This window comes from Streptomyces sp. MBT53, assembly GCF_016654115.1.
Classification (GTDB): Bacteria; Actinomycetota; Actinomycetes; order Streptomycetales; family Streptomycetaceae; genus Streptomyces.
In genome coordinates, this window is record NZ_JAEQAZ010000193.1 from 1 (window position 1) to 21,756 (window position 21,756).

Genomic DNA, 21,756 nt, shown 5'->3' on the forward strand with positions numbered 1-21,756 from the left:
GTCCCCGCCGCCGCCCTGGGCCCGCTGTCCGGCCCCCGTCTCCGCGGGTGCACCGTGTTCGCCAGCAGGACCAGGAACGTGTCCGTCGCCGGATCCAGTACCAGCGACGTTCCCGTGAACCCCGTGTGGCCCACCGCTCCCCGCCCCGCCAACTCCCCCATGAACCAGGCCTGATCGACCCCGAAGCCCAGCCCGGGCGGGGTCAGGAGGAGCTCCACATAGTCCGCGCCGAGGATGCGGGCGGGGCCGTAGGAGCCCCCGGCCAGGAGCGTGCGGCAGAAGACCGCCAGGTCGCGGCCGGTCGAGAAGAGGCCGGCGTGGCCCGCCACGCCCCCCAGTGCCCAGGCGTTCTCGTCGTGGACGACGCCCCGCAGCATGCCCCGGTCCGCCTTGGCCCACGGGCGGCGCTGGTCCTCGGTGGCCGCCGCGCCGGGGCAGGGGCCGAAGTCGGTGGACGTCATGCCCAGGGGGCGGGTGATGCCGTCGTGGACGAGGACGTCGAGGGTGCGTCCGCTGACGCGTTCCAGGACGAACTGGAGCAGGAGGAGGTTCAGGTCCGAGTACAGATACTCGCCGGGCTCCCCCACCGGCGCCTCGGCCCGCAGCATCGCCAGGCGTTCCGCGTCGTCCGCGCAGTCGTACAGCGGGAGTTCGGGGCGCAGGCCGGACGTGTGGGTGAGGAGCTGGCGGACGGTGATGTCGTGGCGGGCGGCGGCGCGGAAGTCCGGGAGGTAGGCGCCGACGCGGGCGTCGATGCCGAGGGTGCCCCGCTCGATCTGCTGCATCGCGGCGACGGACGTGAAGAGTTTGGTGAGGGACGCCAGGTCGAAGGGGGTGTCGACCGTCATCGGGACGCGGGAGGTCGGCGGGAGTTCCACGCCCCGGTCCGTCTCGGGGTCGTAGGCCGCATACCGTACGGCCCAGCCCGCCGCCTCCTCCACGGCGATCACCGGGCCGCGGCCGGCGACCACGACGGTGCCCGCCGCCCAGGGGCGGTCGCCGGTGGTGAGGGCGTGGACCTCGCGGATCAGGTGACGGAGCTCCCCGGGGTCGAGGCCCGCTCGTTCCGGTGTGTCGCTGCGCAGTCTGGGGGCGCTCAGCTGCCCACTCCCTCCGGGGTCGTACGGGTGTTCCAGGGTCGGCACATTCCCACGAAGCAGGCCACCGCCACCAGTGCGGCCACCAGTTGGACGACGGCCATCGGGACGGCCGTGTGCTCGCCCGCGATGCCGACGAGGGGGGATGCCACCGCGCCGATGAGGAAGGACGAGGTGCCCAGCAGGGCGGAGGCCGAGCCCGCGGAGTGCTTGGTGCGCATGAGGGCGAGGGTCTGGGCGTTGGGGAGGGTCACGCCCATGGCCGACATGAGGACGAAGAGGGCGGTGGCCACCGGCAGCAGGCCCACCTCGCCGAACGCGCCCGTCGCCATCAGGAGCAGGGCCGTCGCCGCCGCTACCACCACCGCCAGGCCCGCGCCCAGCACCTTGTCCATGGAGACCCGGCCGACCAGCAGCTTGCCGTTGATCTGGCCGACCGCGACCAACCCGACCGAGTTGACGCCGAACAGCAGGCTGAAGGTCTGCGGTGAGGCGCCGTAGATCTCCTGGACGACGAAGGGGGACGCGGAGATGTAGGCGAACAGGGCGGCGAAGGCGAAGCCGCCGGTGAGCATGTAGCCGGTGAAGGGGAGGTCGGCGAGGAGGCGGCGCATGGAGTGCAGGGCCTCGCGGGTGCCGCCCACGTGCCGGTCGGCGGGGGCGAGGGTCTCGGGGAGGCGGGTCCAGACGAGGACCGCGAGGGCCGTTCCGACGAAGGTCAGGATCACGAACACGCCCCGCCAGTCCGTCACCCGGAGGATCTGGCCGCCGACGAGCGGCGCGACGATGGGGGCGACCCCGGAGACCAGCATGAGGGTGGAGAAGAAGCGGGCCATGGCGACGCCGTCGTAGAGGTCGCGGACCACGGCCCGGGCGATCACTATTCCGGCCGCGCCCGCCAGGCCCTGGAGCAGGCGGAAAGCGACCAGGGACTCGACGTTCGGCGCGACCGCGCACAGGGCGGTCGCGACGACGTACACCGCGAGGCCGGTCAGCAGGGGGCGTCTGCGGCCCCATCGGTCGCTCATCGGGCCGACCACCAGCTGCCCGAGCGCCATGCCGGCGAGGCACGCGGTGAGGGTGAGCTGCACGGTCGCGGCGGGCGCGTGCAGGGCGCGGGTGACCGCCGGGAGCGCGGGGAGGTACATGTCCATCGACAGCGGCGGGGTCGCGGTGAGGCCGCCGAGGACGAGAATGACGAGGAGGCCCGCTCGGCGGGTCGCCTTGAGCGACGACGGCGGTACGGCGGACTGCTGCGCGGCCGGTGCCTGCGCCTCCTGCTCGGGCATGTGCCCCTCCCTCCCTGGCTGGTCCGCCACCTATGCTCTCAGCTCGTACAGGGTGCCGAGGGTCTGGTGAACGAGGGTGGGGCCGCGATGACGGAAGAGAACGTGCGCTGGGGAGTCCTGGCGACCGGTGGGATCGCCGCCGCGTTCACGGCGGCGCTGGTGGATCTGCCGGACGCCGAGGTGGTCGCGGTGGCCTCGCGGACGGAGGAGTCGGCGAAGGCGTTCGCGGACCGGTTCGGGATCGAGCGGGCCTACGGCGACTGGGCCGCGCTGGCGGCGGACGGGGACATCGATGTCGTCTACGTCGCCACCCCGCACTCGGCGCACCGCGCGGCGGCCGGTCTCTGTCTGGAGGCCGGGCGGAACGTGCTCGTCGAGAAGGCCTTCACCCTCAACTCCCGTGAGGCGAACGAACTTGTCGCGCTGGCGGCCGACCGCGGCAGCTTCCTCATGGAGGCCATGTGGATGTACTGCAATCCGCTGGTACGGCGGTTGAAGGCGCTCGTGGATGATGGCGCGATCGGTGAAGTGCGTACCGTCCAGGCCGACTTCGGGCTCGCCGGGCCGTTCCCGCCCTCGCACCGGCTGCGCGATCCGGCGCAGGGCGGGGGCGCGCTGCTGGACCTCGGGGTGTATCCGGTGTCGTTCGCGCATCTGCTGCTCGGCGAGCCCGCCGACATCAAGGCGTCGGCCGTGCTCTCCGCCGAGGGCGCCGATCTGCAGACGGCGGCGCTGTTCTCCTGGGACAGCGGCGCGCTGGCGGCGCTGCACTGCTCGATCGTGGGCGGTACGGGGACCTCGGCGTCGGTGACCGGTTCGCTGGGGCGGATCGACATCCCGGACGGCTTCTTCCACCCGGAGCGGTTCGTGCTGCACCGGGACGGCCGTGACCCCGAGGAGTTCGTGCTCGACCCGGCGGACGGGCCGCGCAACACGTTGCGGCACGAGGCGGCCGAGGTGATGCGGGCGCTGCGGGCCGGTGAGAGCGAGTCGCCGCTGGTGCCGCTGGAGGGCACCCTCGCGGTGATGCGGACGCTGGACGCGGTGCGGGAGCGGATCGGGGTGCGGTACCCGCAGGAGGGCTGAACCCGGCTCATAGGCTGCGGTCCATGAACGCTGAGCAATCGAGGATCGCCGTGGTGACCGGCGCGGGCTCCGGGATCGGCCGCGCGGTCGCCGTGGAACTGCTGCGCGCGGGCTGGTCGGTGGCGCTGGCCGGCCGTCGCGCCGGGACGCTGGAGGAGACGGCCGCGCTGGTGCCCGAGGGTGCCTCCCTCGTCGTGGCGACGGATGTGGCGCGGCCGGAGGACGTGGCCGGGCTGTTCGCGGCGACCGTGGAGCGGTTCGGGCGGGTGGACCTGCTGTTCAACAACGCGGGGACGTTCGGGCCCGGTGGGGTGCCGGTGGAGGAGCTGCCGTACGACGCGTGGCGGCATGTGGTGGACACCAATCTCAACGGGGCGTTCCTGTGCGCGCAGGCCGCGTTCCGGCAGATGAAGGAGCAGGCGCCGCAGGGCGGGCGGATCATCAACAACGGGTCGATCTCCGCGCATGCGCCACGGCCGCACTCCGTGGCCTACACCGCCACCAAGCACGCGCTGACGGGGCTCACCAAGTCGCTGTCGCTGGACGGGCGGCCGTACTCGATCGCGGTCGGGCAGATCGACATCGGGAACGCGGCGACGGACATGACGCGGCGGATGGAGACCGGGGCGTTGCAGGCCAACGGGGTGGTAGCCCCGGAACCGGTGATGGATGTCGCGGATGTGGCGCGCACCGTGCGGCACATGGCGGAGCTGCCGTTGGCGGCGAATGTGCAGTTCGCGACGGTGTTGGCGACGTCGATGCCGTATGTGGGCCGTGGCTGAGGCAAGTTGCACAAACGGAATTTGACCGTCCGCACCATTGCGCCCGGTTACTGACTTATGCTCAACTCTTCTCCACCAAAGCTTCACAGTTGGAGCACTGAGCTTCCGCAGCCAACCCGAGGGGGGAGGCGACAGTCGTTCCACCGCCCGGGTGGGGGTGGGCCTCGCGTGGGACCGCGAGGTGTCACACCGGGCGGTGGAACGACTGTCGCACAGTTCAACTCCCGTCTTCCTCACGGGACTTCGCCGCCGCTACGGCCGCCCGCCGCTTGCGCAGCGCGAACGCGCCGCCCGCGAGCAGGACCACCGTCCCGGCCGCGCCCTCCAGCAGATGCCACGGCGACGTACCGTCCGCCGACGAGGCCGCAGCGCCCGTGGCCCCCGGAGCACCCTTGGCGCCCTTCCCCGACGCCGTCGGGCTCGCGCTCGCCCCGCCCTCGCTCAGCGGGTCGACCAGCGTGCCCACCGCCTTGGCCGAACTCCCTTTGCCGAAGCCCCAGTCGAGCAGTGCCTCGGTCTCCTTGTAGACCTCGTTGCCGCCGTTGGCCGGGTGCATCACGGTGACCAGAAGGGTGCGGCCGTCGCGGGTGGCGGCGCCGGTGAAGGTGTTGCCGGCGTGGCTGGTGTAACCGTTCTTGACGCCGATCATGCCCGTGTACGGGCGCAGGCCGTAGGCGCCGGTGAGCAGGCGGTCGGTGTTCTGGATCTGGAAGGTCTTCTTGCCGCCGGCCGGGAAGTTCGCGGTCCTGGTGGAGCAGTAGGCGCCGAAGTCGTCGTCGTGCAGGCCGTGCCGGGCGAAGAGGGTGAGGTCGTACGCCGACGAGACCTGCCCGGGGTGGTCGAAGCCGTCCGGGCTCACCACATGGGTGTCCAGGGCCTGGAGATCCTTCGCCTTGGCCTGCATCTCGGCGACCGTCTTGGCGATCCCGCCGTTCATGTGGGACAGCACATGCACGGCGTCGTTGCCGGAGCGAAGGAAGACGCCCTGCCACAGCTGGTGGACGGTGTAGGTGATGCCGGGCTTGACGCCGACCATGCTGGAGCCGGAGGGGACGTCGGCGAGATCGGCGTCGGTGACCCGGTAGGTCCGGGTCCGCTCGAACTTCCCGAGCACGGTGTCGGCGAACAGCATCTTCAGCGTGGACGCGGGCGCGAGACGCTGATGTGCGCGGTACGAGGCGAGCACCTCACCGGTCTTGTGGTCGGCGACGAGCCAGGAACGGGCGGTGAGCTTCTTGGGCAGACCGGTGGCACCACTGGTCTGGATCCCGTCGCGGGCCAGACGCTCACCGCCGATCGCTGTCGCCGCGGACGCGGGAGCGGCCGCCGCCACGGGAAGGGCGGCGGCGGTCAGACCGAGGGCGGCACGCCGGGTGAGCCGAGAGGAATCGCGCATCCGGGGACCGTACAAAATCGGGGGCGGACAGTGCACGGCGGGGGTGGCGAAAAGAAGCCGGTGCGAACGCGCGGCACCCCACACCAACACGCCATTGAACTGGGGTTTCCTGGCAGGAAGCCCTCCGCAGCTTAGGAATGAGCTGTCTGACACAATTCTGATTTCGGGCGTCTTTTTCTCAGGCCAGACACATCCTTTACTCAGGTCGACTCAAAGGTTTCTCCATAGCTTGTGGCCGCGCCCACAGCGGGCGCCAAGAACCTTTGGGGAATGGGATGTTTGGCATCTATCTCAAGCGCGAGCTGAGCCGGCGCAAGAAGGCGGCCCTGGTCATCGCCATGGGTCTGGCGCTCGGTATCGCGCTGGTCATCACCGTCAACTCGGTGTCGGCCGGCATGAGTCAGGCTCAGGACAAGGTCCTCAAGTCCCTGTACGGTCTCGGAACTGACATGACCGTGACCAAGGCGCAGTCGGCTCCCAAGGCCGGCAGCTCGCAGGGTCCCAGCTTCAAGTTCGGCGGCACCTCCACCAGCAGCTCGCAGAGCTCGGACCGGGTGAACACGCAGGGCGGTCAGGTCCTCGCGTCCTCCCTGGTCACCAAGGTCGCCGCGCAGAAGGGCGTGTCCAGCGCGGTCGGCTCGCTCACCCTGAACGTCACCAAGGTCGACGGCTCCTTCACCCAGGGCAAGGCGAAGTCCTCCACCACCTCCGGCTCCTCCCAGCAGGGCGGCCCCGGCGGCGGTGGCGGAACCAGCAGCACCGGCGCGCCCCAGGTCCAGGGCGGCGGCGCCAACTTCAACGTGAACTCGTACTCGGTCGCCGGCATCGACGTCACCAACCAGACGCTCGGCCCGCTGTCCACGTCGAAGATCACCTCCGGCAAGACGTTCACGACCGCGCAGACCAACGCGAAGGTCGCCGTCGTCAGCGCCTCCTACGCCAAGTCGAAGAAGTACAAGGTCGGTTCGACCTTCAAGATCTCCGGCACCAAGTTCACGGTCATCGGCGTCGCGACGCCCAACAGCAGCGAGTCCACGGTCGACGTGTACCTGCCGCTGAAGCAGGCGCAGACGCTGGGCGACTCGAAGAACAAGGTCACCACGATCTACGTCAAGGCGACCGACTCCAAGCAGATCTCGACCGTCAAGTCGACGATCCAGAAGAACATCTCGGGTACGACGGTCACCACCTCCGCCGACCTCGCGTCCACCGTGTCCGGCTCGCTGTCCACCGCCTCCAACCTGGCGACCAGCGTCGGCAAGTGGCTGTCCATCGCGGTCCTGATCGCCGCGTTCCTGGTGGCCGCGCTGCTCACCTCCTCCGCCGTGTCCCGCCGGGTGCGTGAGTTCGGCACCCTGAAGGCGCTCGGCTGGCCGAGCCGCAAGGTCACCCGGCAGGTCGTCGGCGAGTCCATGGTCAACGGACTGATCGGCGGCGGTCTCGGCATCGCGCTGGGTCTCGCGGCGGCCTACACGGTCACCGCGATCAGCCCCAAGCTGACCGCGCAGCTCGGCAGCACCGGCGGTGGCGGCCAGGGCGGCCCCGGCGGCGGCCAGGGCGGTCCCGGCCGGCAGGCCACCACCAACACCCTGGAGATCGCGCTGAACGCGCCGGTCTCGCTGACCACGATCGCCCTCGCGGTGGGCCTGGCCGTCACCGGCGGTCTGATCGCGGGCGCGATGGGCGGCTGGCGCGCCTCCCGGATGCGCCCGGCGGACGCCCTGCGCAGCGTGTCGTAGGACGCGGCTGCCGCGGAGCGGTCGCTGTCACAGGCCGCCGCACCCCCTGATCCGGGGCGCCGCCTCCACTCCCCCCGGGAGGCGGCGCCCCAACTCCCTTCTTCTTCACGGACGTATCGACGGAGATCCCATGTACAAGCTCACCGGCGTCACCAAGCGCTACACGCGGGGCAAGGAAACGGTCGAGGCGCTGCGCGGCGTCGACCTGACGATCGAGGACGGCGACCAGCTCGTCATCCAGGGCCCCACCGGCGGCGGCAAGTCGACGCTGCTGCAGATGATCGGCGGCCTGGACCGCCCCACCGAGGGCAGTGTCGAACTCGACGACGTCAACCTCGCCACCATCAGCGAGGCCAAGCTGACCCGGCTTCGGGCCGAGAAGATCGGCATCATCTTCCAGTCCTTCAACCTCATCCCGACGCTCACCGCGCAGGAGAACGTCGAGACGGCCCTGGTCCCGCTCGGCGTCAAGCCGGCGGAACGCCGCGAGCGGGCGGCGGAGGCCCTCACCTCGGTCGGCCTGGGCGACCGCCTCAAGCACGCCCCGTCCGAGCTCTCCGGCGGTCAGCAGCAGCGCGTGGCGATCGCCCGCGCGCTGGTCAAGAAGCCGAAGGTGCTGCTCGCCGACGAGCCCACCGGCAACCTCGACGAGGGCACCCGCGACGACATCATGGGCCTGCTCGAAGGCCTCTGGCACGAGTACGGGCTGACCTTCATCATGGTCACCCACGACTCGTCGATCGCCCGCCGCGCCCCGCGCCTGGCCACCATCAAGGCCGGCCAGATCACGCTGACCGAACAGGGCCGCGGCACCGGCCAGTTCGCCCCCCAGCGGAGCGACGCCGACCAGCAGTTCGCGCAGTACGGCAACCAGGGCTACTGAGCCCTCCCGTGGACCCCAGGTCCGCTGGTCCCGAAGGGGCCGTTCACCTCCCGAGCACCCGGTCGATCTCGGCCAACTGCCCGGCGGTGAACGGCCCCTTCGCGATCGCGCCCGCGTTCTGCTCGGCCTGGGCCACCGAGCGGAACCCCGGGATCGGCACCGTGCGCGGGCTGCGGGCCCACAGCCAGGCGAGGGCGCCCTGGGCGGACGTACGGCCCTCGGAGGTGAGGATCTCGCGCAGGGCGTCCACCCGGGCGACCCAGTCCTCGTCGGCCCCGGCGCCCTGCTTGAAGCCCTGCATCCAGACGGGCGGGGTGTTGCGGATGTCGCCGGCCTCCAGGGTCCGCCCGGCGGCCTGCTTGCCGGTGAGCAGGCCCATGGCGAGCGGGCTGCGGTTGATGCTCGCGAGCCCCAACTCCTCGCACAGCGCGAACATTTCGGGCGCGTCCTGGAACACGTTCGCCGCGTGCTGCACTGCCGCGCAGTGCTCCCCCTCGGCGAACACGGCGGCACGCGCGGGGTCGTCGGTGCTCCAGGCGTAGGCCCGGATCAGCCCTTCGCTCACGAACTCCTCGCACTGGTCGCGGAGTTGGGCGGCACGCCCCAAGTCGGCGTCGGACAGGTGCAGTTGGTACAGGTCGACGTGGTCGGTGCCCAGCCGCTCCAGCGACGCGGTGAGCGCGCGGCGGGCGTACTCCGGGGAGTCGTCGGAGCCGGTGAGGGTGCGGGTCTCCTCGTCGAAGACGTTGCCCCACTTGGTGGCGAGGACCACGTCGTCCCGGCGCTTGCCGAGTGCGCGGCCGAGCACGCGCTCGCTGTGCCCGGCGCCGTAGGTGTCGGCGGTGTCGAAGAAGGTGACCCCCAGGTCGAGGGCGCGCCGGACCGCCCGTACGGACTCCTCGTCGTCGACCTTGCCCCAGCCCAGCGGCTGCCCGCTCGCGTCCTGCCACTCCCCGCCGATGGCCCAGCAGCCGAAGCCGAGAGCGCTCACGTCGATGCCGGTGCGTCCGAGAGTCCTGCTGTTCGTCTCCATGCCTGCGGACACTAGGAGTTGGAGTGCACACCAAGGCAAGGGTTTTTACATCGGGGCGGCGCCTTTACGGCGGTCACGCCTGCCCGGTCTCGAAGCGGGCGATCCTGCCGTCCTCGCCGACCGTGAAGCTCCACCGGGTGCGCATCTCGCCCCAGGCGTCGTTGGAGTAGCGGGCGACGAGGGCCCGGCCGCCGTTCGACTCGCGGTCGACCTCCATGTGGCCGTGGGAGGAGAAGATCTCCCGGTCGATCCACTCGTCGAGGTCGCGGTCGGAGCCGTCGTCGGCCATCGTCGCGCCGGGCGCGAGCAGCGCCAGGAAGGCGTCGCGGTCATGGGCGTTGACGGCACTGACGAAGGCCCGGACGGACGGATCGCTGAGTTTGGCTGGCTGAATCGTCATGCGGGCAGACTCACACCGTTCCCCGGGGGCCGCCACCCGAACGGCGGTCTGGGCGGGCCCGCCGCAGGCCGGAGGTGCGACGGTGGAGGGACCGTCCCCGCCGTCCGTCCAGGGAGTCACCGTGACCTGTTACGACCGACAAGATCTGGGCCTGCTGCTGCTCCGGCTGGGTACCGGCGGTGTGCTGGCCGCCCACGGCTCGCAGAAGCTGTTCGGCTGGTTCGGCGGGGGCGGCATCGAGGGCACCGGCGCGGCCATGGAGGCGATGGGCTACTCCCCCGGCAGACAGAGCGCCACGATGGCGGGCCTCGCGGAGGCGGGCGGCGGCGCCCTGCTGGCACTGGGCCTGGCGACCCCGGCGGCGGGCGCCGCGGCGGCCGGTGCGATGGTCGGCGCCGCCACGGTGAGCGTGCCCAACGGCTTCTTCGCAGCGGCCGGCGGCTACGAGTACGCGGCCTCCCTCGCCCTGACCGCGGCCGGCCTCGCGATCACAGGGCCGGGCCGTATCTCCCTGGACCACGCGCTCGGCCACGCGGTCAACCGGAGCTGGATGGTCCCGGTGGCGCTCGCGGTGACCGGGGCGGCTACGGCCGTGGTGGTCGGAATGCGGAACCGGCGGGTGCGGGAGTCGGCGGAGTTCGGGCAGGAGGCGCTGTTCGACGAGGCGGACGCGGTCTTCGGCAGCAGGGGGTAGTCCGACGCGCAGGGACCTGATGGCAGGCTGGGTCCATGAGTGATCAGAAGGACCAGCCCGCCGGGCTCTGGACCGGTATCGAGGACCTCTGGACCTGGGTGGACACGAACCGTCCCATGGACGGCCGGGAGGGGCTCCTCCTGCGCATCCTGAAACTGTCCGAGGAGGTCGGCGAGGTCTCCGAGGCGGTCATCGGGGTGACCGGTCAGAACCCGCGCAAGGGCGTCACCCACACCTGGGACGACGTCCAGGCCGAACTGTGCGACGTCGTGATCACCGCGCTGATCGCGCTGCGCACGCTGACCCCCGACACGCAGGAGGTTTTCACCCGTCACCTGGCCCGGGTCAGGGAACGCTCCCTCGGCCCGTCCGCCGTTGTTCACCCCCAAGACCTGCCCGGGCCGCGCGGAGTTGGTGAGATCCGCTGAGCCTTCTCGTCGACACCGAGCCGACGAAGGGGTCCCAGTGCAGGACTACGTTTCCTCCAACGAAGTTTTCTCCAACGGGGTTTTCTCCAACGGGCGCAGGACGGTCGCCGTGGCGGGCACCTGCCTCGCCCTCGCCGCCCTCGGCCTGAGCTTCGACACCCAGGCGCACGCGGCGAGTTACGGCACACCGACCATCTCCCTCTCGGCCACCTACCTCTCGGGCGCGGTGGGCGCCGTCGGCGACCCGACGGTCCAGGTGACGGTCGCCCAGAGCGGCGCGGACGTCGGCGCGTTGACGGTCGCGGCGAGCAAGAGCAGCAAGACGTCCGTGGCATCGACGAGCGCGGTGACCGTCACCGGCACCGGCGCCACCCGTCAACTCGCCGTGGCGGCAGCCGCGCAGGGCTACACCGACCTGACCGTGAAGGTCACCGGCCTCGGCGGCAAGACGGCGACGAAGACCCTGCACTACGCGGCCTCGGCGGCGGTCCAACAGCCCGCCGACACCCGCTACTTGACCGGCTCCAGCGACGCCTCCGCCGCCGTCGACGTGGGCGGCGGCTACGTCGTCGTGGCGGACGACGAGTCCAACGTCCTGCGCCTGTACGACCGTTCGGCGTCCGGCGCTCCGCTGAAGACCTGGGACTTCAGCGACGACATCGGCGTCGACAAGGAGATCGACATCGAGGGCGCGGCCCGCGTCGGCGACACGATCTACTGGACCGGCTCGCTGGGCAACAACAAGGACGGCGAGTACAAGGCCGCCCGCAACACGGTCTTCACCACCAAGGTGACCGGCACCGGCGCCAACACCACGCTCTCCTACGGCAGTTCGTACGGCAAGCTCCGCGACAACCTGGTCGCCTGGGACAAGGCGAACGGCAACAGGTACGGCTTCGCGGCGGGCACGGCGGACGGCGAGATCCCCAAGGAGATCGACGGATTCAACGTGGAGGGCCTGGAGTTCGCGCCCGGCTCGACGACCACGGCGTACGTCGGCTTCCGCGCGCCGCTGGCCCCTGCGGTGGCGGGCGGCAAGGCGCTGCTCGTGCCCGTCACCAACATCGACAAGGTGGTCGCGAACGGCACCGCCGCGACCTTCGGCACGCCGATCGAGCTGGACCTCGGCGGGCTCTCGGTGCGCGACATCCGCAAGAACGCGGCGAACCAGTATCTGATCGTCGCCGGTTCCTGGGCCGCCGACGACAACTCCGACCCGTACGCCCTCTACTCCTGGACCGGCAACGCGGCCGACAGGCCGGTCAAGCTGCGTGACCTGCCGACCACGGACCCGGGCGCATGGGAGGCGGTCGTCGACGTGCCGGACCTGACGGCGGCGGGCGCCCGCGCCCAGCTGATCACCGACGACGGCGCGGCCGACCTGTACGGCGACGGCACGGAGGCGAAGGACCTCACGCACCCGGAGTGGCAGAAGTCGCGGGCCACCTGGTTCACGGTCACCGGCTGACGGACGAAGCCGATCAGTGCCGCGCGCCCGGTCGGGAGGCCGGGCGCGCGGCACCCTGGCACCCTGGTCCCCGACAACACCGTCGAGGACGAAAGCCGAGTCATGACCACCGAGAAGCTCACCGTAGGCGTCCTGGGCACCGGCATCATGGGCGCCGCGATGGCCCGCAACCTCGCCCGCGCCGGACACACCGTCCGCGCCTGGAACCGCACCCGCGCCAAGGCCGAACCGCTGTCCGCCGACGGCGCGCACGTCACCGACACCGTGGCGGAGGCCGTGCGCGACACGGACGTGATCCTCACCATGCTCTACGACGGCGACACCGTCCTCGATGTGATGCGCGAGGCCGCGCCCGTCCTGCGCCCCGGCGCCGCGTGGATCCAGTCGACGACCTCGGGCCTGGAATCGGTGGCCGAACTGGCCGCGTTCGCCGGCCGCCACGAGCTGGTCTTCTACGACGCCCCCGTGCTCGGCACCCGCCAGCCCGCCGAGGCCGGTCAGTTGACGGTCCTGGCGGCGGGCCCGGAGTCCGGCCGCGCGACGGTCGCCCCGGTCTTCGACGCGGTCGGCGCCCGCACGATGTGGGTCGGCGAGGACGGCGCGGCGGCCACCGCGACCCGCCTGAAGCTGGTCGCCAACAGCTGGGTGCTGGCCGTGACCAACGCGGCGGGCGAGGCCCTGGCCCTCTCCAAGGGCCTGGGCGTGAACCCCCAGAACTTCCTCGACCTCATCGCGGGCGGCCCCCTCGACATGGGCTACCTGCACGCCAAGTCCGCCGCGATCCTCAACAACCAGCTCACTCCGGCGAGTTTCGCGGTCACGACGGCGGAGAAGGACGCCCGCCTGATCGTCCAGGCGGGCGCGGCGAACGGCGTCCGGCTGGATGTGGCGGCGGCGGGCGCGGAACGGTTCGCGCGGGCGGCGGCACAGGGGCACGGCGACGAGGACATGGCGGCGGCGTACTTCGCGAGCTTCGATGCGGAGAAGCCGACCGACTGACGGGCCAACCTGCCGGTGAGGGGCGGGCGTTGGAGACCCCGGACATGGCACGATGGCCGCCGTGTCCGGTCAGGTCTGGTTGTCCCTCACGTCGTTCGGCGGCGTGGTCCTCGGCGGCGTGCTGTCCTTCCTCGTCCAGTTCACGACCCAGCGGTCCGCCGAGCGCGCTCAACAGCGGCACCAGCGAACGGAGTTGGCGGAAGCCCGGCGCGCGGAGCGGCTCGCGCTGCTGGAGCGGTTCGTCGAGGTCGGGGCCGAGGCGGAGCGGGTGGCCTTCGCCCGGCCGCCGGAGTGGGACGACACGACCCCGTGGAAGCTCACGGCCCAGGACGTCATGAACCGGCTCTGGGTCGTGGAACGGCTGGTCCGCATCCAGTTCCCGCTCCCGGTGCACGAGGCGGCTCGCCGGTACTTCCTCGACCTCAACCAGACCGTGTGGTGGGGCCTGCCCGACGGTGAGAGCGTGCGGGACTACCTGGAGGACAACCGGCTGGCCTTCCTCGACGCGGCCCGTGCGGTCATGCAGCCGACCGAGTCGTCCTGATCCGGCCTTGATCTCGTCACAGCCAGGACACAGCGAACGTACAGAAGAAACCGGGCGTACGCCCTGATCCGTCTCCCCCGCCGAAATGCCGGCACGTCCGGTCGCACGAACCGAACTCGGGGGACGTCATGCAGAAGAGCAGCATCCGCAGGGCCGCGATGGCGACGGCCGCGCTGTCGGCGGCATTGGTGATGACGGCATGTCAGCCGGGCGACACGGACACCGGGTCCGACGGGTCGTCGTCACAGACGCCGACCGCGACCGCCTCCCCCATCTCCTCCGGCTCCACGGGGGCCTCCGGTTCTACGGGTGCCTCCGGTTCTACGGGTGCCTCCGGGTCCACGGGATCGTCCGGATCCACGGGATCGTCCGGATCCACGGGATCGTCCGGATCCACGGGATCGTCCGGATCCACGGGATCCACGGGATCCACGGGATCCACGGGGACCTCCGGCTCCACGGGGTCCACAGGGTCGTCCGGGTCCGCGGGCACCGCGGTGAAGACGTGTGCCGCGGCCTCGCTCAAGGCGATCGCCTACCAGGCCGCCGACCGGCCGCAGGGCACCGGGACCGGGGCTGCGATCGTCCAGTTCACCAACACCACCGCCAAGTCGTGCGTCCTCCAGGGCCACCCCACGGTCGCCGGCGCCGCGAACGGCTCCCCGGAGCTCAACGTCCCCCTGAAGGTCACCCCCACCGGCTCCGCCTCCCCCGTGAAGCTGTCGCCCGGCGGCCAGGCCTGGCTGAAGCTGACCTTCGTGCAGGTGCAGGGTGAGGGGGACGGCTACTGCGAGTCGGGGTCGGCGCCGGTGATCTACCCGACGATGGTGATCGGACTGCCCGGCGCCGGGAAACACCAAGTCGCCCTTGAGGACGGGCAGTTCGCGGAGTGCGACGGCACGCTGACCGCGACCGCCGTGACAGCGACGAAGCCCTCCTGACCGTACGACCGCAGGGTTGGCCGTACGACCGGATGCCCGGCCGTGCGGCTACACCGACTGGCGGTGGTCGCCCGACGCCTCCGCCGCCAGGCCCCGCATGACGTGTTCGAGGAGGGCGAGGAGGACTGACTTCACCGACTCCCGGTCGCGGGCGTCGCACAGGACGAGCGGAATGTCGGGGGCGAGGTCGAGGGCGGTGCGGATCTCCTCGGGGTCCTCCTCGCAGACGCCGTTGAAGCAGTTAACGCCCACGGCGAAGGGGATGCCGCGGTGCTCGAAGAAGTCGACGGACGGGAAGCAGCTCTCCAGCCGCCGGGTGTCGGCGAGCACGACCGCGCCGAGCGCGCCGCGGGAGAGGTCGTCCCACATGAACCAGAACCGGTCCTGGCCCGGGGCGCCGAAGAGATAGACCACGAGGGCCGAACTCAGCGTGATCCGGCCGAAGTCCATGGCGACCGTGGTCGTGGTCTTCTGCTCGACGCCGGCGAGGTTGTCGATGCCGACGCTGGCCTCGGTGATGAGTTCTTCGGTGCGCAAGGGCGTCGTCTCGCTGATCGCGCCGACGAGCGTGGTCTTGCCGACGCCGAAGCCGCCCGCGACAAGGATCTTGGCCGTGGCGGCGTTGGGCGCGACGGTGGTGGCGCGGCGGTCAGATTCTGCGAATGCCATCGATCACTGCCTGGAGGAAACGGGCGTCGGGAGTACCGGCCGCGGTGGGCGGGGAGACGGAGACGAGTTCGTTGTCCAGCAGGTCATCGAGGAGGACCCGGATCACCGCGACGGGCAGATCGAGCCGGGCGGCGACCTCCACGAGCGCCGTAGGGGTACGGCAGAGCGCGAGCAGCCGGTTCTGTTCGGGCTGCAGGCGCTGGTCGCGGGTGGGTGGCCGGACCGTGCTGATCAGGGTGATCAGCTCGATGCCGGAGTGGGCGGTCGGGGTGCGGCCGCCGGTCACCGTGTACGGGCGGACGAGCAGCGCGGGGTCTTCGTCCTCCCAGGGATCTTCCTCCGACCAATGTCTCATTCATGCTCACCCGCGAAGGGCACACCGCTGTACTCCGGGAACCGGGGGGCCGCGCTGAGGAACTGCCCCACCTGCCGTACGACCATGGTCATTTCGTAACCGACGTTGCCGACGTCGACCTCGGAGGTGGCGAGCACGGCGAGCCGGGCGCCGCCGCCCGCGGTGGTGACGAAGAGGAAGAGGTCGTCCATCTCGATGACGGTCTGCTGCACCCGGCCGCCGCCGAAGTGACGGCTGGTGCCGAGCGCGAGCGAGTGAACTCCCGAGGAAATGGCGGCGAGTTGCTCGGCGTCCTCCTGGGCGAGCTTCTCGGAGGAGCCGACGAGGAGCCCGTCCTCCGACAGGACGATGGCGTGCAGGGTCTCGGGGATCCGCTCGATCAGGTTGTCCAGCAGCCAGGCCAGTCCGCCGTGCGTGGTGTTGGGCGCAGTCATGGGTTGTTCCTTGTCGGACGGGGACGGGTGGGCAGCTGACGCCGCTCGGGCGGGGTGGTGGGCCAGGTGGCCGGCGGGAACTCGTCTTGCGGGGCTGCCGGACGGCCGGGCGCGGAGCCTTCCCTGCCCATCGCCGACGGCCAGGCGGGCATGGGCACTTCCTCCTGGGCACGGGCCCGGCGGGTGCCGTCCCGGAGCGCGGCGAGCATCGACCGCGCCTGCTCGGGCCGCCGCTCCGCCTCCCGCCCCGGACCGTGGTCACCGTCGGCCTCCACGACCCGGTCCCGCAACTGCGGCGCGAGATTGGCCTGCCGCACCCGCCGCGGCAGCCGCCCGGAACCGCCCCGGTTCCCGAGCGACGACGCGCCACCGCCGGGACGGGAACCGCCCGGCAGCACACCGCCGCCGGGACGGAAACTGACAGAAGCCGTGTCTCCGGCGTGAAGTCCTGCGGACGGCATCTCACCGGCACGGAACCCCGAGGACGACGTCTCCCCGGTGCGGGAGCCCGCAGACGGCCTGTCCCCCGCGCGGGATCCCAGGGACGGCATCTCGCCGGTGCGGAAACCCTCGTACGGCGCATCCCCCGCCTGGGAGCCCGAGGACCGCGTCTCCCCTGCGGGAAGACCGGTGGACGGCGTCTCCATGCGGGAACCCTGGGACGGCGTGCCCCCCTTGCGGGACCCCAGGGCCCGCATCTCGCCGATGCGGGAACCCGTGGACGGCAGGTCCCTCGCTCGGGAACCGGTCGAGGGCAGGTCCCCTGCTCGGGACCCTGCGGACGACATGTCTCCGGCGCGAGAGCCCCCGGAGGGCATGTCTCCCGCGCGCGAACCCGCGGACGGGAGGCCACCCGGCGTCGGCGCATCTCCCGTGCGCGGCCCCTCGGACGTGGCGTCCCCCGCGCGCGAGCCGGCGAAGGGCCCGGTCTCGTGGGAAGGCGCCGCTTCGTAGGAGGGCGCGGTCTCGCGGGACGGTGCGGCGTCGTAGGGGGGCGTGTCCTCGTGGGGCGGTGTCGTGGCGGTGACGACGGGGCCCGCCGCCGAGGCGTTCCGTGTGCGCCGGGTGCGCATCGGCATGCCGCCCGCCGTCACTCCCGCGCGGGGCGGGCCGCCGACCGGGCCGGTGGGCTGGCCCGGGGCCGGGAACGGGTCGGTGGGGGAACCCGCCACCGACGCCAGGTGGCGTTCCGCGCGGGCGTCCAGGGGGGACGGTACGCCGTCGGCGACCGGCTCCGTGAGGGCCTGCGGCAGTACGACGACGGCGAGCGAGCCGCCGTACGACGAGGCCTGGAGGCTGGCGGTGATGCCGTGGCGCTGGGCGAGGTGGCCGACCGTGAAGAGGCCGAGGCGCGGGTCCTCGCCGAGCGTGGTGAAGCTGAAGTCCTTGGGGTGGTGCAGGAGTTCGTTCGCCGCCGCGTACTCGTCCACCGCGAGGCCGAGCCCCCGGTCCTCGACCTCGACGGCGTATCCCTGTGCCACCGGCAGTGCGCGGACGCGTACTTCGGTGTGCGGCGGGGAGAACGTCACGCCGTTCTCGATGAGTTCGGCCATGAGGTGGATGGTGTCGCCGACCGCCGGGCCCAACACCGCGATGGGCGGGAGGGGTTCGACGACGACGCGGGTGTAGCCCTCGATCTCGGAGACCGCGCTGCGCAGCAGGTCCGCGAGCGGCACCGCGTGCTTCCAGCGGCGCCGGGGAGCCGCGCCGGAGAGCACGGTGAGGCTCTCCGCATTGCGCCGCATCCGGGTGGCGAGGTGGTCCACGCGGTAGAGGTCGGCGAGGAGTTGGGGATCCTGCTCCTTGCGCTCCATGGAGTCGATGACCGTGAGCTGACGGTGCACCAGGAGCTGGATGCGGCGGGACATGTTGTGGAAGACCAGCCGCGCGCCCTCGCGCAGCGAGGCCTGTTCCAGCGCGACGCTCACCGCGGTCCGCTGGGCGCTGTTGAAGGCCTCCGCGACCTTGCCCAACTCGTCAGTGCCGTAGTCGAGTTCGGGCAGGTCGTCGAGTTCGGCGCGTTTGCCCTGGGTGCGCAGCCGGGTGATCAGTTCGGGCAGCCGTTCCTCGGCCAGTTCGAGGGTCTCGGCGCGCAGGCCGGACATCCGGCCGAGGAGGGAGCGGGTGATGCGCCAGGACAGCAGGGCGATGGCGAGTACGGCGACGAACGCGACGACACTGCCCCATATCGCCTTCATGAGCACCATGTGGGTCCGGTGCGCGGCGTCCTTGGTGACCTGTGCAAGGAACTGCCCCTCCACGGCCTGCACCGCGGCGGACACCTGCCCCGGGGCAGCCGCTCGGGCAGCCGCGGGGCGCGCCACGTCGATCGTGCCGTCGTGCGCCGCGGTCGCCGTGTTGACGGCTGTCTCGAAGGCCGCCATGGCGTCCCCGTTCTGCCCGCCCATGGCCGTTCCGAGTGCCGCCGCCAGATCCACGGGCAGATACGGTTCGACCTCGTTGGACAGCACCGAACCCCGAACCGCCGCGGCCGAGGCCAGGGCCGCCCGCTCCTGGACGGTCAGCTTCCCGGAGGAGGCGACGCCGTCGAGGATCGATTCCTCCTGCGTCAGCGCCTCCGTTCCGCGCAGGAACGCCAGAGCGTGGCTGGCTCCGGCCGCGGTGGCCGCGTCGCCGGCCTCCGTGTTCAGCGTCCCGAAGAGGTTCAGCACCGACGTCACGGTGTCGGAGTAGACGGCGTAGACATGCTGCCGACTGCTCTTCCCCGCGTCCACCGCGAGCCGTTCGGCAACCAGGTCGGAGAGTCGTCTCCGCACGGTCGCCAACTGGGCCCGGTACTGCGTCGATCCGTCACTCCCGGAAGCGACGTCCGCCTTGCGGAAACCGGCGAGCACGGCGTCGGTCCGGCGCCGCTGCGCGTCGAGCGCGGCACGGCCGCCGTGCGACGACAACACCACTGCCGTGAGCTGCCGTTCCTTCTGGAACTCCCCGATCGCGGGCACCAGGGCGTACGTGGTCTTCGCGGGCTGCCCCTCCTGGTTGGCCTTGTGCCACTGGTCGAACAGCGCGAAGGAACCACTGACCCAGAGCAGGACCATCGCCGCCGCCGGCACCACCGCGAGCGTGATGAGCGAGGCGCGAATACTGCGCCCGCGCCCCGTACCGGGTGCCTTCTGCGCGGACGTGTCCCGGTGTCTGCTCACTTCACCCACCGATGTCCGACGGCGCGACGATGGAGGAGGGCTGCGGTGAGGAACTGCGACACCGGTGATTTCCTTTCCGGGGTGGCGCGTGACGCGTCGAAACTCGCGGGCATACGTCAACACGCCTGCACAGACTGGGGAGTTGGCGGCGTAGCACGGCACGTACGCCAAAGACGGGCTGCGGTTTCCCGACGGGCGCCCGAGCCCCCCGCGCAGTTGGTGAGTTATGAAACCGAGCCATCCGACCCGGGTCAAGGGACCCCACAAACACTCCAGGCAGAGCCGTTTAGGGCGTTCAGTACACTATGCGCGTAGACAATCCGGCGGCCCTCCCGCCCAGCCGCCCGCCCACGAAGACGTTTTGGCTGACTACCCTGGGTGAAGTGCGGGGCAGAGGGTGGCACGGGTGACGTCGGGGACGCGACGGAAGCGGTGGGGCGGGGCGCCCGGACCCACCGCCAATGTGACCTAGTTCACAGCATAAACACCGTCCGCGCACACCAACTCCACCGGTTTCCGCGACCGTTGCTCACGCCCGCCCCGGCGCCTCCAGCAACGCCAGGGTCTGCGCCCCGAGCGATGTCATGCCGTACGTCTCCGCCCCGCGGGCCGCCTCCCGCAGCAGCCGGACCGCGTGCGGCTCGCTGCCCGGACCGCCCGCCCGGCGCGTCGCACGGGCCTGGGCCAGGCGGAGGCGGGCGAGTTCGGGCTGCGAGGAGCGGGCCGGGACCGCCGCCTGCCGGAAGCGGTCGAGGGCGGTCTCCGGCTCCCCCGCCGCCAGCGCCAGCAGCCCGACCGCCCGGGCGGTCGGGCCGACCAGGACGCTGGGCCAGCCGCCCAGGGCGAGCTGCCCGCCGTCGTGCGGCGCGAGACGCGCCCGCACCGAGGGCACCGCCTGCGCCAACTCGGCCTCGAATCCGCCTTCGAGGTCCAGCGCCGCGCAGACCTCCGCCAGCAGGACCAGCGCGGGCACCGCCCAACCCGACGGCGGGAACCGGTCGACGTCGGCGACACAGCCGAGGAACAGATCCGCCCCCTCGGCGTGCTGCCCGGTCTCGCACAGGGCGAGGGCCAGCCCGGCCCGCCAGACGGGGAAGTAGGCGTGGCGCTCGACGTCGCCGGCCAGATCGGAGGTGAACAGCTCGTGCAGACGGCCCTGTTGGCGCAGCAGCCAGTAGGCCTGGCCGAGCCGGGTCTGCGTCAGGTTGTCCGCGGGTACGGCGTAGTCGGCGCGGAGGAGTTCGATGAACTTCAGGGACTCCACGAAGATCCACTCGGCGGCGGCGTCGAACCGGCCGTGCCAGAGGTCGAGCAGGGCGTCCAGGGTGTGCCGCTGCCAGAGGGCCAGGGCGCTCTGCGTGTCCGCCGCGTGCTTGCGGTACTGGTTGGCGGTGGCCAGGGCGCTGAAGATGCGGCCGTTGCGCAACTGGTCGATGGCGACGGCCATGAGCGCCTCACCGCGGAAGTACGTCGAGTCGTGCCGGGCCGCGGCCTCGCGCAGCCGCTCGGAGAGGTCCAGTGACTCGGGCGCGCTCATGAAGTCGTAACGTGCCCACCGGCATTCGGTGAGGACCTCGCAGCGCACCTCGTCGTCGCCGTCCTCGGGTAATCGGCGCAGGGTGTCCTCGGCGAGCCGGGCGCCCTCGGCGGGACCGGCGAGCCCCGCCGCCGTGTCCTGGCTGACCGCCAGGGCCATCTTCTTCGCCAGATGCGCTTCGAGCCGCAGCCGCAGCCCCGCGGCCTCGGTGCCGCCGTCGCCCTCCAGCGCGGCCAGGCACCCCTTGATGGACTGGATCAGTTCGCGGTCGACCTGCCCGGGGTCGGACCAGCGGCGCGCCAGCCTGATCACGGCCTCGGCCTGCGCCCGCGGGTCCCCGGCGGCGCCGCGATAGGCGGCCGTGTAGTGCCGTTCCGCCTCGCGCATCTCGCCGGCGGCATGGCTGAGATCACCGCGCCGCAACAGCCGCAGGAACTCGGCCCGTTCGTGCGTCGTGGCCGAACGCCCGTCCTTCACGGGGGACTTGACCAGCCGTACCGTCTCTCCGCGAACACCCCTCGGCGGCGCGTCGGAGCCGGGCGGTGTTGCCAGGCCTGCCAACGCCCCCCTGGCGCCCAGGACTTCGTCGCACAGCTGGGCCAACTCCAGTGACGCCCTGCGGCGCCCGTTCTCGACACGGCTGAGGAAACTGCGGCTGCAATACACCTTGCCGGCCAGCTCGCTCAGCGACATACCGGCCGCGATGCGGCGCCGGCGCAACTCCGCGCCGAATCCGTCGTGCTCGATGACCATCCCCCCAACAACACGCCGGCCGACCGGTGTTGCCAAATACCCGCTGGCAACACCGGTCGGCCGGC

General features: G+C 71.6%; 21 protein-coding genes. 10 read left to right on the forward strand and 11 right to left on the reverse strand.

Features of this window, described 5'->3' with window-relative positions; translation table 11 throughout:
* Positions 1-1,145, reverse strand: a 1,145-nt coding sequence (locus JHN45_RS42095; RefSeq protein ID WP_201054624.1) for a serine hydrolase, incomplete at its 3' end; no start/stop codon positions are given.
* A complete protein-coding gene (locus JHN45_RS42100; RefSeq protein WP_201054625.1) occupies positions 1,097-2,386 on the reverse strand; it encodes a multidrug effflux MFS transporter in 1,290 nt (429 codons plus the stop codon). The genes JHN45_RS42100 and JHN45_RS42095, both read right to left, overlap by 49 nt.
* Positions 2,387-2,473: 87 nt before the next feature.
* On the opposite strand from JHN45_RS42100, the gene JHN45_RS42105 reads away from it, so the two are divergent.
* Both JHN45_RS42105 and JHN45_RS42110 read left to right on the forward strand, forming a co-directional pair.
* Complete coding sequence (locus JHN45_RS42105) at positions 2,474-3,472, forward strand: Gfo/Idh/MocA family protein (RefSeq protein ID WP_201054626.1); 999 nt, start codon at positions 2,474-2,476, stop codon at positions 3,470-3,472.
* A 23-nt stretch (positions 3,473-3,495) separates the two neighbouring features.
* Positions 3,496-4,254 (forward strand): SDR family oxidoreductase, encoded by a 759-nt coding sequence (locus JHN45_RS42110; RefSeq protein WP_201054627.1) that lies wholly within the window; start codon positions 3,496-3,498, stop codon positions 4,252-4,254.
* A 217-nt stretch (positions 4,255-4,471) separates the two neighbouring features.
* On the opposite strand, the gene JHN45_RS42115 is transcribed toward JHN45_RS42110, so the two are convergent.
* Entirely contained in the window at positions 4,472-5,650 is a 1,179-nt protein-coding gene (locus tag JHN45_RS42115; protein WP_200714333.1) for a D-alanyl-D-alanine carboxypeptidase family protein, read from the reverse strand.
* Positions 5,651-5,925: 275 nt separating this feature from the next.
* Between JHN45_RS42115 and JHN45_RS42120 the strand changes: the two genes are divergently transcribed.
* A complete protein-coding gene (locus tag JHN45_RS42120) occupies positions 5,926-7,389 on the forward strand; it encodes an ABC transporter permease (protein ID WP_200714332.1) in 1,464 nt (487 codons plus the stop codon).
* Between the two features lie 130 nt (positions 7,390-7,519).
* Complete coding sequence (locus tag JHN45_RS42125) at positions 7,520-8,272, forward strand: ABC transporter ATP-binding protein (RefSeq protein WP_200714331.1); 753 nt, start codon at positions 7,520-7,522, stop codon at positions 8,270-8,272.
* A 43-nt stretch (positions 8,273-8,315) separates the two neighbouring features.
* Here the strand turns inward: JHN45_RS42125 and JHN45_RS42130 are convergent, their stop codons facing one another.
* Entirely contained in the window at positions 8,316-9,305 is a 990-nt protein-coding gene (locus JHN45_RS42130; RefSeq protein ID WP_201054628.1) for an aldo/keto reductase, read from the reverse strand.
* Between the two features lie 73 nt (positions 9,306-9,378).
* Positions 9,379-9,705, reverse strand: a complete 327-nt coding sequence (locus JHN45_RS42135) for a nuclear transport factor 2 family protein (RefSeq protein ID WP_200714329.1) — start codon at positions 9,703-9,705, stop codon at positions 9,379-9,381.
* Positions 9,706-9,826: 121 nt separating this feature from the next.
* On the opposite strand from JHN45_RS42135, the gene JHN45_RS42140 reads away from it, so the two are divergent.
* From JHN45_RS42140 to JHN45_RS42160, 5 genes are all read left to right on the forward strand, one after another.
* Positions 9,827-10,399 carry a DoxX family membrane protein gene (locus JHN45_RS42140; RefSeq protein WP_201054629.1) on the forward strand — a complete coding sequence of 191 codons (573 nt, stop codon included), beginning with the start codon at positions 9,827-9,829 and terminating at the stop codon, positions 10,397-10,399.
* 35 nt (positions 10,400-10,434) lie between these two features.
* Positions 10,435-10,827, forward strand: a complete 393-nt coding sequence (locus JHN45_RS42145) for a MazG-like family protein (RefSeq protein WP_201054630.1) — start codon at positions 10,435-10,437, stop codon at positions 10,825-10,827.
* Between the two features lie 37 nt (positions 10,828-10,864).
* The gene (locus tag JHN45_RS42150; protein WP_374195673.1) at positions 10,865-12,295 is read left to right on the forward strand and encodes a hypothetical protein; all 1,431 of its coding nucleotides are present in this window, start codon (positions 10,865-10,867) and stop codon (positions 12,293-12,295) included.
* A gap of 102 nt (positions 12,296-12,397) precedes the next feature.
* Positions 12,398-13,294, forward strand: coding sequence for an NAD(P)-dependent oxidoreductase (locus JHN45_RS42155; protein ID WP_201054631.1), 897 nt, complete (start codon positions 12,398-12,400; stop codon positions 13,292-13,294).
* Between the two features lie 52 nt (positions 13,295-13,346).
* Positions 13,347-13,838 (forward strand): hypothetical protein, encoded by a 492-nt coding sequence (locus JHN45_RS42160; RefSeq protein ID WP_200714325.1) that lies wholly within the window; start codon positions 13,347-13,349, stop codon positions 13,836-13,838.
* 202 nt (positions 13,839-14,040) lie between these two features.
* Here JHN45_RS42160 and JHN45_RS53590 read toward each other — a convergent pair whose 3' ends face one another.
* Entirely contained in the window at positions 14,041-14,364 is a 324-nt protein-coding gene (locus JHN45_RS53590; protein WP_236584704.1) for a hypothetical protein, read from the reverse strand.
* On the opposite strand from JHN45_RS53590, the gene JHN45_RS42165 reads away from it, so the two are divergent.
* Positions 14,336-14,779 carry a DUF4232 domain-containing protein gene (locus tag JHN45_RS42165; RefSeq protein WP_307783342.1) on the forward strand — a complete coding sequence of 148 codons (444 nt, stop codon included), beginning with the start codon at positions 14,336-14,338 and terminating at the stop codon, positions 14,777-14,779. The two genes, JHN45_RS53590 and JHN45_RS42165, sit on opposite strands and share 29 nt — an antisense overlap.
* 48 nt (positions 14,780-14,827) lie before the next feature.
* Here JHN45_RS42165 and JHN45_RS42170 read toward each other — a convergent pair whose 3' ends face one another.
* From JHN45_RS42170 to JHN45_RS42190, 5 genes are all read right to left on the reverse strand, one after another.
* Entirely contained in the window at positions 14,828-15,448 is a 621-nt protein-coding gene (locus tag JHN45_RS42170) for an ATP/GTP-binding protein (RefSeq protein WP_200714323.1), read from the reverse strand.
* On the reverse strand, positions 15,429-15,803 hold the full coding sequence (locus JHN45_RS42175) for a DUF742 domain-containing protein (RefSeq protein ID WP_200714322.1): 375 nt from the start codon (positions 15,801-15,803) through the stop codon (positions 15,429-15,431). The genes JHN45_RS42170 and JHN45_RS42175 overlap by 20 nt, the downstream gene beginning before the upstream one ends.
* Complete coding sequence (locus JHN45_RS42180) at positions 15,800-16,237, reverse strand: roadblock/LC7 domain-containing protein (protein ID WP_200714321.1); 438 nt, start codon at positions 16,235-16,237, stop codon at positions 15,800-15,802. The genes JHN45_RS42175 and JHN45_RS42180 overlap by 4 nt, the downstream gene beginning before the upstream one ends.
* Positions 16,234-19,401 carry a nitrate- and nitrite sensing domain-containing protein gene (locus JHN45_RS42185; protein ID WP_201054632.1) on the reverse strand — a complete coding sequence of 1,056 codons (3,168 nt, stop codon included), beginning with the start codon at positions 19,399-19,401 and terminating at the stop codon, positions 16,234-16,236. The genes JHN45_RS42180 and JHN45_RS42185 overlap by 4 nt, the downstream gene beginning before the upstream one ends.
* A gap of 529 nt (positions 19,402-19,930) precedes the next feature.
* Positions 19,931-21,756, reverse strand: a 1,826-nt coding sequence (locus tag JHN45_RS42190) for a helix-turn-helix transcriptional regulator (RefSeq protein WP_201054633.1), incomplete at its 5' end; no start/stop codon positions are given.